We start from the raw sequence: 15,804 nt of genomic DNA on the forward strand, positions 1-15,804 counted from the left end.
TTAAAAATTTACCTCCATATTTTGATACATGGGCATGAGCATTGCCGCATAAAGTAAAACGATAATCAGAGCCACAAAGATAAAGACCAGTGGCTGTACTAAGTTCATGGTGCGGTTGACTCGGGTAAAAAAGGCTTCCCAAGTTTTTTCAGCATAGATTTCCAACTCACTACCCAGCTTGGACTTGACTTCCCCATACTCGATAATGAGACTCAACTCTTTCCTAAAGAAAGGATAGGTCGCTATCGTCTGAGAAAATTCGCAGCCATTTTGTAGGGATTGAGCTAGGTCTTGACCGATTTCTTTAAAGAGTTGAGAACCTTGTTCCTGCATGATCTGAAAAATCTGCGTCAGCTCCATCCCCTGCGAAATCATATTCCCCCATTCACGCGCATAATAGGCTGTCAAATAGGTCTGCACAAAGATTCCAAGAAAGGGAAGGCGTGCTAAGATAGAAAAGGCGCGCATCTTAGAACTTCTTTTATAAAAAGTTAGTGCTAAAAGGATACCTACTGAAACAAAGCCTACCATTCCTAGAAAGATTTGTGGGAGATTTCCAATGATTTGGGTGGCAATATTACTACTATCCAGTTGTGGTAGCAGGTAATTACGTAGTCCCAGCATAATTAAGAGAAGAAATCCCAGCAAAATCAAAGGATAGGTCGCTACTTCAATTAATTTTTTCTTGACCTTGGCTAGATTGTCTAGATACTCTTCTATCTTTCCCAAACTCAGGTGGAGATTTCCATGGACTTCCGCTAGGGATAACTGAGTGACAATGGCACTTGAAAATCCCAAACTTTCCATCATTTCTGAGAATGATTTCCCCTGAGACAAGCCCGTGCGCATCTGGGTCACACACTGCTTGTCCAACAAGGCACTCCTATCTAAAAAGGAGATGGTCTCCACCAGATGAAAACCGCTGGAAAAGAGATTGTTAAACAGGGTGATGATATTTTTTTGCTTAGCTGTAGCTAATTTTTTCCGTTTCAGCTTGAAGGCTTGTGATATGTCCATCTTTAAGAAGCTGGTCAATCTGTTCATTCCAGCTAGTTGACTGGTGTTCTTGATAGTCTTTGTTTGCAAAGTCAACGATTCCTCCTCCCCCAATTAATCTCTGGTAGCAGACTCCTTGCAGAACGACTGCTAATTCCTCCTCACTCACACCCAACTCCAGCAGGCGCTCATAAACACCTCGAATACTCTTGGCATGAATGGTTGAAAAGACTGTCGCACCTGTCAAACTAGCTCTAACTACTGCACGCGCCGTCTCTCTGTCTCGAATTTCTCCGATAATCAAGAGATCTGGTCGATGACGCAAGGAAAGTTTGATTAGATTTTCATAGGTCAACCCGATTGCTTCGTTCAACTGCAATTGGAGCATGTCGTCCTGCTTTATTTCGACTGGATCTTCAATAGACATAACTTGTTGCCCCTTAAAGAGAGACTTGGCCAATTCGTGCATCAGGGTCGTCTTGCCACTGCCGACTGGGCCAGCAAAAAGATAGAGTCCCCGTTGCCTGTACTGCTTACCCAGTTCTTCAATATCCTGAAACCAAAAATGCAACTCCTGCTCCTCATCATGCAACAAACGAATAACTAAACTCTCATGTCCTCGATAATCGCCTACAGTAGATAGACGTAGAGATGCCATCTTCTGGTCATAGGCATAATCACAGGAACCAAGTTGACTACGTCGCTTTTCTCCTACATTCATACCCGCCACAAACTTAAAGTGACTGATGACTGCCGCAAATTTTTCAAAATCATAACAACCGATTTTACAGCGCTCGTCTCCTACCCTCATATGAAGCTCATAGGCGTCTAACTTGGGGACAAAATAAATGTCTTGCGCCCCTTTTTTCCGGGCCGAACGAATGATTTCTTGTGCAATTTCTTGAACCATACTTACCTCCTCACCTATACTATTCGCAAAGATTTGGAAAAATAAAAAAAGCAACTCCAAAAAAGTTACTTTTCCTCTATTTTAATTTCATACGGCAAGAACGGTGCCTTTCCTTACCTGTTTGTTTTTCATAGCCTGGACGTAATTTTTCATCTGGGATAACCTGCTCATCCTGCAAAAGAGCCAAAGAATGGTATTGTTGTAAATACTCATCACATTCATCACACCAGCGTTGGTCTTCCGGATCCCAAAAAATGGTCATCAAATCACTTCTACTTTTATAAAGTGGGGATTCTTGTTCCAATCTAAACCAGCAAGTTTTATAGTATTTGAGAGCATCATAATACTGGTCAAATTTCTTACTTGCTACAATATCTTCTTCCCAACCTTCTAAGAACCACCACGGTTCAAAATCTCCGTACATTTCTATAACACGATACATATTCATTCATTCCTTTGTACCGTATATTATAACCAATTCCGCTAGACAAGGAAAGAAATATGCTCATTTCTTAATTTTTTGATAAAAAATCTAGCCATCCTATGATGACTGAATTTCTATTTGCTTATGTTCCAAAATCTTGTCACTACCTAGACTTCAGAAATATCGTTTTCGATAATGACCTTAATGGCATGGTGGTCTGCTGCCTTACTGAAGACTTCATAGGCTTTTTCAATTTCACTGAGTTTGAAATAGTGAGTTACCAATTTTTCTGGTTCAATCTTATGACTTTCAAGTGCTTTCAACAATTGTGGAGTTGTATTTGTAGATACCAAACCAGTTGTTACATTGATGTTGCGAATCCAAAGTTTATCTAAATCGAATTCAACTGGTTTACCATGCACACCACAGTTGGCAACTGTTCCGTCTACACCGATAATCTTTTGACAGAAATCAAATGTTGCAGGAATACCAACAGCTTCGATAGCGACATCCACACCACGTCCATCTGTCAAATCATAAATTTCTTTAATAGCTTTTTCAGGGTCTGAAGAATTAATCTTATGAGTCGCACCAAATGATACAGCAGTTTCCAAGCGGTTATCGTCTAAGTCCACCATAATCAATTTAGCTGGTGAATAGAATTGGGCTGTCAAAAGAGCAGCCAATCCAACAGGTCCTGAACCAATAATGGCTACACTACAACCAGGTTCTACTTTCCCTTTTAAGACACCAATTTCATATCCAGTAGGTAGAATGTCTGATAGCATAACCAAGGCTTCATCTGACAAATCTTCTGGAGTATGGTAAAGAGTATTATCTGCATGAGGGACACGTAGATATTCAGCCTGCATACCATCAATCAAGTGACCGAAAATCCATCCTCCCTCATCCTCACAGTGAGCATAAATCCCTTTTTTACAGTGGTAACATTTACCACAGGCACAAACACAAGAAATCAAAACCTTGTCGCCTTTTTTGAAATTAGAAACTCCTTCTCCAACTTCTTCAACAATCCCAATCCCTTCGTGACCAAGAATGGTACCACTTTGGCAAGCGGGAACATCCCCTTTGATAATATGGAGGTCTGTTCCACAAATAGTGGTTTTTACGATACGCACAATAGCGTCTGTTGGCTTGCGAATAACTGGTTTGTCTACATCAACAAAAGAAGCAAGTCCTGGTTTAACATAAGTATAGGCTTTCATAAAGCATTCCTCCGTTTTTTTATTTGTACTATTTATAATATAATTGTAAACCCTTTCATTTGCTTATTCAAGTTTTTTTGTGATTTTTTTAACTTTTTTATTTACCGGTAAAGCAATATAGATAAAAAAGCAGAAGCTAGTCTCTAACTTCTGCTTTTTCTCTTATGCTTGATAACGTTTCACGCCATCTAGATAGGTTGCTACCAATTCCAAATCTTTATCTAGTACGATAAAGTCCGCGTCATAGCCTTCACGGATTTGGCCACAGACATCGTCAATGTGAACGGATTTAGCTGGGTTGAGGCTGGCCATCATGACTGCTTCATGCGGATTCGCAATACCCCACTCGACTACATTTCTCATACCATCTTTAAGTTTGAGGATAGAACCTGCCAAATTACCAGTAGATTTGAGACGTGCAGTTCCATTTGCTACTACAACAGGGAATTCTCCCAACATATAGTCACCGTCTTCAAGCCCACCAGCTGTCATACAGTCCGTAATAAGAGCGATGTTTTCTGTTCCCTTTTGCTTAAGTAAAATCTCACAAGCTTTTGGATCTACGTGATAACCATCACAAATCAATTCTGCGTAAGTATGTGGGAGCTCATACATAGCTCCTACCATACCTAGTTCGCGGTGTGTTAAACCACGCATCCCATTATAGGCATGTACCCATACACTAGCTCCAGCATCAACTGCCTTCTTAGCTTGTTCAAATGTCGCATCTGAGTGTCCAAGTGCAACTGTCACACCTTCACCTGTAATAGTACGTACAAAATCTTCCACCCCATCACGTTCGGGTGCAATAGCGATTTTATTTAGCATCCCTTTTGCAGCATCTTGCCAAGAATGAAACTCCTCAACACCCGGGTCTCTCATATAAGTTGGATTTTGTGCCCCCTTAAAAGTTTCTGTGAAATATGGACCTTCATAATAAATCCCACGAATCTTAGCACCTGTTGCTTCTTTATAATGGTTTCCAAGATTTTCAGTGACTGCAAGCAATTGCTCATAAGTGGCTGTTAAAGTTGTGGGCAAGAAACTGGTAACACCGGTACTAAGAAGTCCTTCACTCATAGTATGCAATGTACCTTCAATGTTGTTGTCCATCACATCTACACCTGCATATCCATGAATATGAGTATCCACAAGACCTGGTGCAATGCTATAACCAGTATAGTCAAGAACCTCTGCTCCTTCAGGAATTTGATCCACATGTTTCCCAAATTTGCCATCAACAAGTTCTAAGTACCCACCGCGACGAATGCCAAATGGATAGAAAAACTGATCCGCTTTAACGTAATTAGGCATAATAATGACCTCCTTAAAAGATTACTTTTGATATTTATTATGTCAATTATATTATAAACCTTTCTGATTCATTTGTAAATGGTATAGACCTGTTTTCTAGAGATATTTTAAAAGAGCTGGATTTCTCCAACTCTTCTCTTTTTAATACAAGTTATTTTGATTTGACCGGCTTGTCTTGAGCTGTTTGCAAGGCTGCAGCAATGGTATCTGCATACAATTTAGCTCCTGCTTCAATTTTACTATTGTCACTTCCAAAATGGACTTGGTCTGTCCCAGTCCAAATTTCTGGATGTTCCTTAGCAGCTTGATTCCAATCTGCTATCGTGATGTAAGGAGTCTTCTCTGCCAATTCTCTCATATAGGCAGCCGCCTTCTCAACGATTGCATAGGTCTCTTTTGTCTTATCTCCTTCATAAGGAGTCACTAAAACCATATGGTGCCCCTTAGGAAGATTTTTCACGATACTATCCCAATCTTCCTTATAATTTTCAGGATTATTTACCCCTGTTGCAATAACCACCATCTTTGGTAGAAATTTATTCTGGCTATTGTTGAGCATGATTTCGTTGGCGGTCTTGGTTGTTCTGCTGACTTGTGCATTAATCTGTGCCCCTGGAAGGGCTGTCTGCAACGCTGTATTAGCTCTTAGTGCTACCGAATCACCAATTAACATAGTGCCATCAGCAATTCCTAAACTATCAGCTTCTGCTCGTTCTGTCATTACCTTGGTCTGGTTAATATTTGTTGCAGCTTGCTTCAAGCCATTGACAGTTAAGTCTGTCTCAAAAGCTCCCACTTGTGGTGCCAACAGAGTTACTAAGAAGACAATGAAGGCCAAGATTCCTGTACTTGCTGCAAGGATTGTGTGAATATGAGGAAGAGGACGAAGGGTTTGTAAAACAGGTGTGTTCTTTCCTGCAATCCAAGGTTCCAACACATAAAATGATAGGCTGGCGAATCCATAAGAAAAAATCAAAGTTAATAACACAGCAAGAAGATTTGATGTCAACTGTGAAAAAATGATATAGAAAGGCCAATGGAAGAGATAAACTGCATAGCTAGTATCTGCTAAAAAGCTAATAATCTTTGGTTCCTGTATATGAGGAGTCTTTTCATGTAAGACACGCGCCGCCAGAATCATAGCAATGGCTGCAAGGCTGGCAAGCAAGAAGCCCATAAGATAGGCAAAGAGATAGGTAAATTTGACAAAGAAGGTCAAAATGAGTAAGAAGCCAAAACCTCCCCCAAAAACTAAAAGGGTCTTGCGTAAATCCCAGATTTTATCCAATTGCTTAACTAGGGAAGTCGTCTGACGAACGCCTACGATAGTTGCTAACACACTTCCCAAAAAGAATGGATAGACATGAGTTAAACTGGAGAAGTAAACAGAGGAATAAGAGGTTACTAGAAAACTACCAATAAACATGGAGAAGAAGCTGATCAAGAAGGCAACAGCAGATAAGAGAAAGACCATTCCTCTCAACTGACCATTTGATCTGGACTGTTTAGATAAGAACCAAACTGCCAATCCCCAGAGGATATAGTAGTGAACCTCAACAGCCAAGCTCCAATTATGAACAAACAAATGAGGAATGAACTGAGATTCATAACTCCCACCTGTTAGGATTTCATAGAAGTTGGTCATGAAGCCTAAGACACCCGCAATCTGACCCCCAATTCCAGCCACATAATCTTGCCGAACTAGAAAGGTAAAGGGCATGGTCACCAAGACCATCAAAACCACAGGTGGCACAATCCGATAAAAGCGTCTCCTAAAAAATCCAACCAAATCAATTTCATGATTTTTAGAAAATTCTTCGATAAGTAGAGCCGTAATCAGAAAGCCTGAAAATGTGAAAAAGACATCTACCCCGAAAAATCCTCCAGGAAAGATCGTCTGAAAGAAATGATACAAGAGTACCAAAAGTAAACCTGTAATCCTAATCAAGGAAAACCATTTAATACGCATACGAGTTTATTCTCCCTTTCATTGTACACTTTATTCTATCAAAAAAAGAAGAAAAATCCCAAGAGAAAACTTAGGATTTTTAGCTTATATCAATTCCAGTTTAAAAATTACGGCCTGACTTATTATAGCCATATTTTTCAACAAAATACTCACGGAATTCCAAGAGATTGTCATCCATGATGGCTTGTCGCACTTGCTTCATCAGGTTAAGCAAGAAGTAAAGATTGTGGTAGCTAGTCAAGCGGATACCAAAGGTTTCATCAGCCTTGAGCAGGTGACGAAGATAAGCGCGTGTATAGTTCTTACATGTGTAGCAATCACACTCAGGATCTAGTGGCGTAAAGTCCTCAGCAAACTGAGCATTTTTGACAACCAAACGACCTTGACTGGTCATACAAGTTCCGTTACGAGCGATACGAGTCGGCAAGACACAGTCAAACATATCCACCCCACGAATCACCCCATCAATCAAGCTATCTGGCGCTCCCACACCCATCAAATAGCGAGGTTTGTTTTCAGGCAACAATTGGGTTGTGAAGTCCAAAACCGCATTCATCTCTTCGTGGGTTTCTCCCACCGCCAAACCACCAATAGAGTAGCCTGGGAAGTCCATGCTGACAAGGTCATGAGCCGATTGGCGACGCAGGTCTTCAAATCCTGCCCCTTGCACAATTCCAAACAACCCTTGGTCATGCGGACGACGATGAGCCTTCAAACCACGCTCAGCCCAACGACTGGTACGCTCGATCGATTTCTTAACGTAGTCATAAGGCTGATAAAACTGGGGACATTCGTCAAAAGACATCATGATGTCTGAGCCCAGATTATTCTGAATAGAAATGGCTTTTTCTGGCGATAGGAACATCTTGGAACCATTGAGATGGTTTTTAAAGGTTACTCCTTCTTCTGTGATATTACGGCTATCTGCTAAGGAATAAACCTGAAAACCACCACTATCTGTCAAGATAGGCTGGTCCCAATTCATGAACTTGTGGAGACCACCAGCGCGTGCAATGAGTTCATCTCCAGGACGAAGCCAGAGATGATAGGTGTTTGACAGGATAATTCCCGAACCCATCTCCTTCAATTCTTCAGGCGACTGAGTTTTGACAGTGGCTTGTGTCCCAACCGGCATAAACATTGGTGTCGGGAAAGTACCATGGGGTGTGATGATTTCTCCCAGACGAGCTCCTGTGTGTTTTTCTTTCTTAATCAAACGATATTTGATTGGTGAATCTGACATTTTTTACCTCCGAAGCTGGGAAAAACAGTCCCAGTTCATACTTTGTACCCAAGGGCATACTGTATGATTTTATCAAAAAAAGCTGGAACTGTCACGAACTATGGTGTATAATGAGAGAATGAAATACCCAAAAATTGATTTAAAAACCATTCGTCTGCAGGCTAGGCAATTTCAAGCTGAAAATCCCCACCTCTTTCTCGTCTATCTCTTACCCAGCATGCTAGTCATCTTGTCTGGCTTCCTCAATCCCTTAGAGCGTATCAATGAGTCTATTTTAGAGCAACCCTTTTTAAGCGTGCTTGGTCATGTATTCCAAGCCTACCTTTTTCCACTATTAGTCTCCTTTATCGGAGCTATTCTTCTAACCAGTTCAGTCTATACAACGCTGAAACTCATCAAGAATCCCGATACAGAACTATCCATCAAAAATAGTCTCACTCTCTTTAATGAAGAGCACTTTTCACAAACCTTTTTGACTCTCCTTCTCAAACGCTTCTATCTCTTCTTATGGAGCATTCCTAGTTTACTTGGAATTTACTTCCTTTTTTACAGTAGCTTTTTAGCCAAGAAATTCGTTTCCCTTCACCCTGAGTTTCCCAATCTGGATCTCACGTCAATTGAAACCGAGCGTTTCCTCATGACCTTTGGTCTTTACTTTCTAGCAAGTATCCTCTTGATGATTGTCGGAAATAGTCTCTATATTCCACAATACTATGCTTATTCGCAGGTAGAATTTCTCCTCTGTGACACCCTAGACTTAGGGCAAGCCAAACCAGGACAAATCCTAAAAACCAGCCGTTTCCTGATGAAAGGCTACAAATTTCAGCGCTTTATTCTAGACCTACAACTCCTTCCTTGGTATTTCCTCAATTGGATTACCTTTGGGATTGCTAGTTTCTCACTCCTACCCTACATTCAAATCAATAAAATGATTTTCTACCGAGCAGTACTGGCTCGAAAACGTCCAAAAGCTTGAAGGTAACCCCTCAAGCTTTTTTTCTATCAATGAGTTTCTCCGCCTACCAACTTGAGATCCTGATCTCCATGTTCTATAATAGCCCCGATTGCTGCTTCTACCCCTCGCCTAATGTCCACTAAACTCATAGCTGGAGTAGTCGGTCGATTCACCACCTGTTCCATCATATAAGGAATGTGCATAAAACCTGCCTTAACATGTGGAAATTTCTTTTCTACCAAATAGAGAGCCTGATACATCAAATGATTGCAGACAAAAGTCCCTGCCGTATTGGAAACAGAGGCCGGCAAGCTCTCTTTTTTTATAGCTTGGACCATCGCTTTAATCGGCAGACTACTAAAGTAGGCCGAAGCACCATCCGCTCGAATGGGAAGATCAATCGGCTGATTACCTTCGTTATCAGGAATGCGTGCATCGTCTTGATTAATGGCTACTCGCTCAGGTGTCAAACTACTTCTTCCACCTGCTTGGCCGATACAAAGGACAAAGTCAGGTTGATAGCGGTTCATCTCTTCTTCCAATACTTGAGCCGATTTGTGAAAGACTGTTGGCACTTCTAACCAACGGACCTCAGCACCATGGATTTCAGCTGGTAAACCTTTAATAGCCTCCAAGGCTGGATTAACCTTTTCCCCTCCAAAGGGCTCAAAACCTGTCACTAATACTTTCATTTCTAACTCCTTACAAAAGATTCCATGAAATTCTTTTCTTAAAAACAAGTATAACATATTTCCCTTATTCTGGAGTGAAAAGGACTAGCGAGGCTAGGATTGATTTTTGAGTTTATTTAAAGAATAAAATACTAATCAATGCCAAAATAGCTGGTCCGCCTTGCTTCATAATAATTTTCTTATCTGCTGTTAGAGAGCCATAAGCCGCAGCCCCAATCACAAATGAGACAAAAATAGTCACAATTTCTAAATTATGTGAGAAATAAATCCCATACAGAAGAAAGACTCCTAGCAGAGCATTATAAATCCCTTGATTTTTAAACAATGAACTTACTGACGGACGAGCCAATTCTTCCTTGTCCATGTTAAAGACACGACTAGTCGCTTCTGATTGCGTTGCAATACTTTCCAAATAAAAAATGTAAAAATGCTCCAAAGCAACGATCGTTGCTAAAATGATTGTAATAATTGACATCTATTTCTCCTTAAATTTCTATATTTTCAATACCCAAAACCAATTTATTTAATAAACGGTTGAGTTCTGTTTTTTCAGATTCTGTTAAGATACTTTCCATCTCTTCCTTAACCTTGATATGCTTCAGAGGGGGATTCACCACTAACTGCTCCTTTGCATACTTCGTAGCCTCCACCAATACTTCTCGCTGATTTTCAGGATTACGATGACGCTCCACCAAACCTTCCTTTTCTAAAATCTTGAAATGTCGTGTCAAAGCAGCCTGATCAATCTTCAAACGCTCCTGAACTCCCATTTGATTACAGGGAGAATTCTCCAGCAAAAACAGTAAAATCTGATACCGTGTCAAACTAATCCCAAGCCTTTTTTCAAACAATTGCGTACTTGCTTGCTCAGACAAGCGGAGTTGATAAAGTAAATCTTGAATCTCTATCATTTCTTCTTTCCTTTTATTGATTTATCAATAGTTGACTAATCAAGTATGATGCAAAGTAAAATAGATTGCAAGAATGTTGCTTCAATCATTACAAAATGGTAACTTCCATTTTTCATTCATATTGATACTCAATGAAAATCAAATAGAAAACTAGGAAGCTAGCCGCAGGTTGCTCAAAGCACAGCTTTGAGGTTGCAGATAAAACTGACGTGGTTTGAAGAGATTTTCGAAGAGTATGACAAAGAAAAAAACGAACGAGAATCGCTCTCTATAACGAAAGCTAGATCTCATTCGTCAAAATGATATTATAAAGTCTGATTTATCCATTCATTGAAACGTGAACGTGGTCATAGTGGTTTTCTGTCACACTACCGCGGTCTGGCATTGGGTTCCAAGTATTAGCTGGCCCATATTTGCTATCGAATGGAGCATAGAAACGTTGTTTCCAGATGATGTAACTAATTCCACGGCTGGCCATGTTTTGAATAGCGTATTCCGCAACCTTATCCCCTAGTTCTGAGCTTTCTGGTACCATAAAGTCGATAGCCAAACCTTTTCCGTGATCTCCACTGTCCCCTGGACGGTAACCACTAAAGGATGTAATGCCAAACAAGTTAGCAATTTCTTCTTTAAAGGCAGCTGTTTGTGGTTGAAGGCCTGCATTTTCAGATTTCGCTAACGCAAGTCCAGCATAATCGGGCGCTGCTGGAGCTGCGTAAGTTGTTGAAACTGTTTTCTTCTCTTCTGGTTGATAAGTAGAAACTACTGTTGTAGCTTCATTTGATGAGGCTTCTTTTGCTTCTTCTGAACTTGTTGCAGTTGTTTCGATTGCTTTTTCTTCTACTGGCGTTGTAGTTGCTTCTACTGCTGATTCAGCTTGAGTGCTTGCTTGTGTTTCCTGCTTCTCAGTTGGAATCGTTGCCTGAAAAACTGCTTCTGCAACTGCACTGCTTGTTTCGACTGTTTGCTCCTCTGACGTTGAGGTGTTTGTAGATGGTGCCACTTCTTCTGCAGTAGCAACTGTCTCTGCAACTTCTGAACTTGATGCCACTTCTTTTGTTCTTGTAGTTTCTACCGCTTTTGGCGCTTCTGCAATTGGTTGAGAAAGATCTGCAACTTGAACAGTTTGATCATCAACCGTCACTTGATTGGTTGTCAAATCTGCTGTCGCAGTTGTCACTTCTTCACTAGAGTCTGCTTGAGGAGTTTGGATTTCAACTTCTGTTACTTCTTCTGCTTCATTGACAGTCGTTGTCAAAACAGTTTCTGGGAAAATCAAGTCCATATTCGTGATTTTATTCAAATTCGCAAGAACTGTGACATCTACACCCAAGGCTTCTGCAATGGTGCTCAAGGTATCACCATACTGAACGGTATAACTTGTTTTGTTATCCGTTTTAGTCAAATCATTTTGGATTTGCTCAACACTACGTGCAGTCCAAAGAACTTCTTCTGCTTGAGTTGCCAATACTGGGGCAAATGACAAGGCTACTGTTGACGCTAATAATATTCTTTTCTTCATTCTTTCAAATTCCTTTCAAATGAGTACCTGTCTATCATAACACAAAAAATGCAGAAAAAAAGCCCTCTCGGGCCTTTTTAACAAAACTGTCTATTCCTTGTAACAAACTCGGTTACTTGAAACAGTTTGTTAGGTCTCTGTCACAAAACTGACATAATCTTTTTATCGCTCTGCCTTAAAAAAACGGGAAATATCTGCTAACGCTTGAATCCTGTGATTTCCTTCATAAGTCGACTCTAAGAAGTTGATACTTTGAATCCCACTATTCTGGGCAAATTCCACATCCAGAGTCCGATCCCCTATATAATAGGTCTTCTCAGAATCCAACTGATACTTGTCTATCAGATAGGTAGCCGCTTCTGGACTAGGTTTCCGCACAAAACCACTCTGACTGGTTAAAATCTCTGTAAAATAAGATTCCAAACCCAAGTCTCTTAGAATGGCAAAAGCATTATATCCCTTATGAGTGTAAACAAACTGTTGAACCCCAACTTGGTCTGCCCAAGCTAGCACCTCACGCGCACCTGGCATCAAAACTACCTGAGCATTCTTCTCAGCCAAACTCTGGGCACGCACCTGATTTAGCACTTCCGCATCCAGTTTTCTCTCTTCCGCCACCTGCACAAGCAAATCCTGCACAGAATACTTTAGGATAAACTCTCTCACCTTCTCCTTATCATAAGGAATAGCAAACTGACCAAAAGTCTCCTCAATCCCTGATAAAATCGCTTCATAAGAGTCCAATAAAGTCCCATCTAAATCCCAAATAAAAGTTGTTTTTTGCATTTCCTATCCTTTCAAGCTCATATAACGCTGGTAACGGTAACGTAGAAATAACCAACGAAAACCATTATCCAAAAGGGTTCCAGCCCAAATACCGGGCAAGCCCCAACCAAGAACAATCCCCATCAGATAAGCTGTCCCAATTCGGATACACCACATCCCTATACTTGTCGCATAAAAGGGAAGTCGAGCATTGCCCAAACCCTGCCAGACTGCTGTATAGATGACTGTTCCTATCGTCATAGGAATACCAAGTAGTGAAAAAAGTGTCACTAGAACACTAGCCTCCACCGCTAGAGAATCATTCGTATAGAGATGAGTCAGTGGTATGCCCAAGGCATAGACACTAAGCGTCAAGGGCAACATGAGAAGCAGAGAAAGCCAAAAGGTTTGCTTGCTCAAATTAGCTACTTTTTTCCAATTATCCTCCCCAACTGCTCGAGCCACCAGCATGACCGTTGCCGTAGCGACGCCAAAGGCAGGCATATAGTTAAACTGGGTCAAGACTTCTCCGACTGCATTTCCAGCCACTGCCTCTGTCCCGAAAGACACAACCAAGGCAATGATTACTACATCTCCAGCTCGCATCATAAGCCGCTCTCCAGCTGCTGGCAAAGCTAAGGTCAATAGTTCCTTATCTAAACCAAAAGTCGGTTTCTCAAAAGGCAACTTTAATTGCGACCATAAAATCACAAGACCTACCAAACGAGACAGAATTGTCCCCCAAGCAACACCAGCTATCCCCATATCCAGAACAAAAATAGCTAGACTTGAAAAAAGAATATTCAAGGCATTGGATAAAAGACTAACATAGAGAGGCAGACGTGGATTATGCGTTGCACGAATCAAGGCACCCAGACTGGTCATCAAGCCCAAAAGAACAATCGATCCGCCTACCAAGGATAGGTAGAGTCCACCACTCTCAGCTACATCTCTCTCCGTCCCCAAAAATCCTATCATCTCTTTCCCAGCGAAGATGGACAAAAATCCTAAAAGGAAACTTAATAGTAAGGTAATCTTCAAGGACTCAGTCACATGATAGGCTAGCATAGATTGATCCTTCGGCCCCAAACTTTTTGAAATAACACTGGAAATAGCAGCTCCCAGAGCGATGAAAATCGCCTGGTAAATCGTGATAATATTGCCAGCTACTGATACACCTGAAATGGTTATCAAGCCCAAATGGGCTACCAAGTAACTGTCCACCATTCCCATGAGCATCTGCAAAAAGTTTTCGCCCATAGCTGGCAAGGCAATATTAAGAATGTCTTTATTTTTCTTAAACAATCCTTCCTCCTGATGAAAAGAAACTCAGTTGGTTTCCCAACCGAGTTTACTCCCTCTGTTTTAAAGTCCTAGATAAGCCTCAACCGCTGCTTGCATATCTGCAGCCGCCACAGTTGTCTTGTGACGAACTTGCGCTGTTTCAAGGCCATCAACTGCTGGTGGCACAGCCACTCCTGAAATATCATGTAATTGAGCCAAAGCTTCAAAGTCGCCAAGCCCTGATTTTCCAGTTACAGCTTTTACTGCAACCACTGGGAACTTGTATGGACTCGCTGTTGAAGCAATCACTGTCTTAGTCACATCGCCAGTAGCCGCTTGGTATTTCTTATAAACTGCCGAGGCAACCGCCGTATGTGGATCCTCGATATAAGAATCTGCCTCATAAACACGCTTGATTTCTGCTTCCGTTTCTTCCTCAGTCGCATATTCAGCTGCAAAGAGGTCCAAAATCTCTGCATCAAAATTAGTCAACTCATATTGACCTTGCGTATTCAAGGCATTCATAAGTTCAGCTGTTTTAACCGCATCATTACCCAAAAGGTGGAAAATGAGACGCTCCAAGTTTGAAGATACCAAGATATCCATAGATGGGCTAGTTGTTACCTTAAAATCACGTTTCTTATCGTAAACACGTGTCTTGAAGAAGTCTGTCAAAACATTGTTATCATTTGAAGCACAGATCAATTTACCAACTGGCAGACCAATTTGCTTAGCATAAAAGCCAGCCAAGATATTTCCAAAGTTTCCTGTTGGTACTGTGAAGTTGATCTGTTCACCAGCCACAATCTCACCAGCCTTGACCAACTGAGCGTAGGCATAAACATAATAAACAATCTGTGGTACCAAACGACCAATATTCATAGAGTTTGCAGATGAAAATTGCAACTTGTTGGCCGCTAATCTTTCACGAAGAGCCACATCGTTAAACATATGCTTCACATTTGTTTGGGCATCATCAAAGTTACCATCAATAGCGATAACATGAGTATTGTCGCCAGTCTGAGTGGTCATTTGCAACTCTTGTACCTTGCTGACACCATCTTTTGGATAAAAGACGATAATCTCAGTACCAGGAACATCTGCAAATCCTGCCATAGCAGCTTTCCCAGTATCACCAGATGTCGCTGTCAAGATGACAATCTTATTCTCCAAATCATGTTTCTTAGCAGCTGTTGTCATAAAGTATGGCAAAATAGACAAGGCCATATCCTTAAAAGCAATTGTTGAACCATGGAAAAGTTCCAAGTTATATTGCCCGTCTAATTTCACTAATGGTGCGATAGCTGGAGTATCAAACTTGCTATCATAGGCATTGTTGATACAGTAGTCCAACTCTTCAGCTGTAAAGTCATCTAAAAATGTTGACAAAACTAATTTAGCCACTTCTTGGTAAGAAGCATCTTTCAATTTGTCAAAGTCCAAATCTACCTTTGGACAAGTAACCGGTGTAAACAAACCACCATCCGTTGCCAAACCTTGCAAAATTGCTTGGCTAGCAGTTACTGTATTGTTGGCATCACGCGTTGATTGATAAACTAATGTCATTACTCTCTATCCTTTATCTATAGTCTC

15 protein-coding genes are annotated in these 15,804 nt (G+C 41.0%); 1 reads left to right on the forward strand and 14 read right to left on the reverse strand.

From position 1 onward, the window contains the following. The 7 genes from comGB to tgt all read right to left on the reverse strand — a co-directional run bounded on the left by comGB (position 1) and on the right by tgt (position 8,082). The gene (gene comGB / locus RN80_RS01100; RefSeq protein ID WP_080998467.1) at positions 1-1,017 is read right to left on the reverse strand and encodes a competence type IV pilus assembly protein ComGB; all 1,017 of its coding nucleotides are present in this window, start codon (positions 1,015-1,017) and stop codon (positions 1-3) included. Continuing rightward, positions 965-1,906, reverse strand: coding sequence for a competence type IV pilus ATPase ComGA (gene comGA / locus RN80_RS01105; RefSeq protein WP_060627217.1), 942 nt, complete (start codon positions 1,904-1,906; stop codon positions 965-967). The genes comGB and comGA overlap by 53 nt, the downstream gene beginning before the upstream one ends. A 76-nt stretch (positions 1,907-1,982) precedes the next feature. Then, the gene (locus RN80_RS01110) at positions 1,983-2,348 is read right to left on the reverse strand and encodes a DUF1033 family protein (RefSeq protein WP_000286405.1); all 366 of its coding nucleotides are present in this window, start codon (positions 2,346-2,348) and stop codon (positions 1,983-1,985) included. A gap of 149 nt (positions 2,349-2,497) precedes the next feature. Further along, the gene (locus RN80_RS01115; protein ID WP_060627218.1) at positions 2,498-3,556 is read right to left on the reverse strand and encodes a zinc-dependent alcohol dehydrogenase family protein; all 1,059 of its coding nucleotides are present in this window, start codon (positions 3,554-3,556) and stop codon (positions 2,498-2,500) included. A 162-nt stretch (positions 3,557-3,718) separates the two neighbouring features. Beyond that, on the reverse strand, positions 3,719-4,870 hold the full coding sequence (gene nagA / locus RN80_RS01120; protein WP_001134549.1) for an N-acetylglucosamine-6-phosphate deacetylase: 1,152 nt from the start codon (positions 4,868-4,870) through the stop codon (positions 3,719-3,721). Positions 4,871-5,021: 151 nt separating this feature from the next. After that, positions 5,022-6,839, reverse strand: coding sequence for an acyltransferase family protein (locus RN80_RS01125; protein WP_060627219.1), 1,818 nt, complete (start codon positions 6,837-6,839; stop codon positions 5,022-5,024). Between the two features lie 100 nt (positions 6,840-6,939). Then, on the reverse strand, positions 6,940-8,082 hold the full coding sequence (tgt, locus tag RN80_RS01130) for a tRNA guanosine(34) transglycosylase Tgt (protein WP_001285237.1): 1,143 nt from the start codon (positions 8,080-8,082) through the stop codon (positions 6,940-6,942). 118 nt (positions 8,083-8,200) lie between these two features. On the opposite strand from tgt, the gene RN80_RS01135 reads away from it, so the two are divergent. Further along, positions 8,201-9,058, forward strand: coding sequence for a DUF975 family protein (locus tag RN80_RS01135; protein ID WP_060627220.1), 858 nt, complete (start codon positions 8,201-8,203; stop codon positions 9,056-9,058). Between the two features lie 26 nt (positions 9,059-9,084). Here RN80_RS01135 and pcp read toward each other — a convergent pair whose 3' ends face one another. The 7 genes from pcp to thrC form a co-directional block, all read right to left on the reverse strand. Next, a complete protein-coding gene (gene pcp / locus RN80_RS01140; RefSeq protein WP_060627221.1) occupies positions 9,085-9,729 on the reverse strand; it encodes a pyroglutamyl-peptidase I in 645 nt (214 codons plus the stop codon). Between the two features lie 112 nt (positions 9,730-9,841). Further along, complete coding sequence (locus tag RN80_RS01145; RefSeq protein WP_060627222.1) at positions 9,842-10,204, reverse strand: DUF1304 domain-containing protein; 363 nt, start codon at positions 10,202-10,204, stop codon at positions 9,842-9,844. A 10-nt stretch (positions 10,205-10,214) separates the two neighbouring features. After that, a complete protein-coding gene (locus tag RN80_RS01150) occupies positions 10,215-10,640 on the reverse strand; it encodes a MarR family winged helix-turn-helix transcriptional regulator (RefSeq protein WP_060627223.1) in 426 nt (141 codons plus the stop codon). 319 nt (positions 10,641-10,959) lie between these two features. Continuing rightward, positions 10,960-12,162: a LysM peptidoglycan-binding domain-containing protein gene (locus tag RN80_RS01155; protein WP_060627224.1), complete on the reverse strand. Its 1,203-nt coding sequence runs from the start codon at positions 12,160-12,162 to the stop codon at positions 10,960-10,962. A 162-nt stretch (positions 12,163-12,324) separates the two neighbouring features. Continuing rightward, positions 12,325-12,948 carry an HAD family hydrolase gene (locus RN80_RS01160; protein WP_060627225.1) on the reverse strand — a complete coding sequence of 208 codons (624 nt, stop codon included), beginning with the start codon at positions 12,946-12,948 and terminating at the stop codon, positions 12,325-12,327. A gap of 3 nt (positions 12,949-12,951) precedes the next feature. Beyond that, positions 12,952-14,232, reverse strand: coding sequence for an MATE family efflux transporter (locus tag RN80_RS01165; protein WP_060627226.1), 1,281 nt, complete (start codon positions 14,230-14,232; stop codon positions 12,952-12,954). A 60-nt stretch (positions 14,233-14,292) separates the two neighbouring features. Next, positions 14,293-15,777, reverse strand: a complete 1,485-nt coding sequence (thrC, locus tag RN80_RS01170) for a threonine synthase (RefSeq protein ID WP_060627227.1) — start codon at positions 15,775-15,777, stop codon at positions 14,293-14,295. Positions 15,778-15,804 lie beyond the last annotated feature (27 nt).

It is taken from the genome of Streptococcus mitis, assembly GCF_001281025.1.
Classification (GTDB): Bacteria; Bacillota; Bacilli; order Lactobacillales; family Streptococcaceae; genus Streptococcus; species Streptococcus mitis_AK.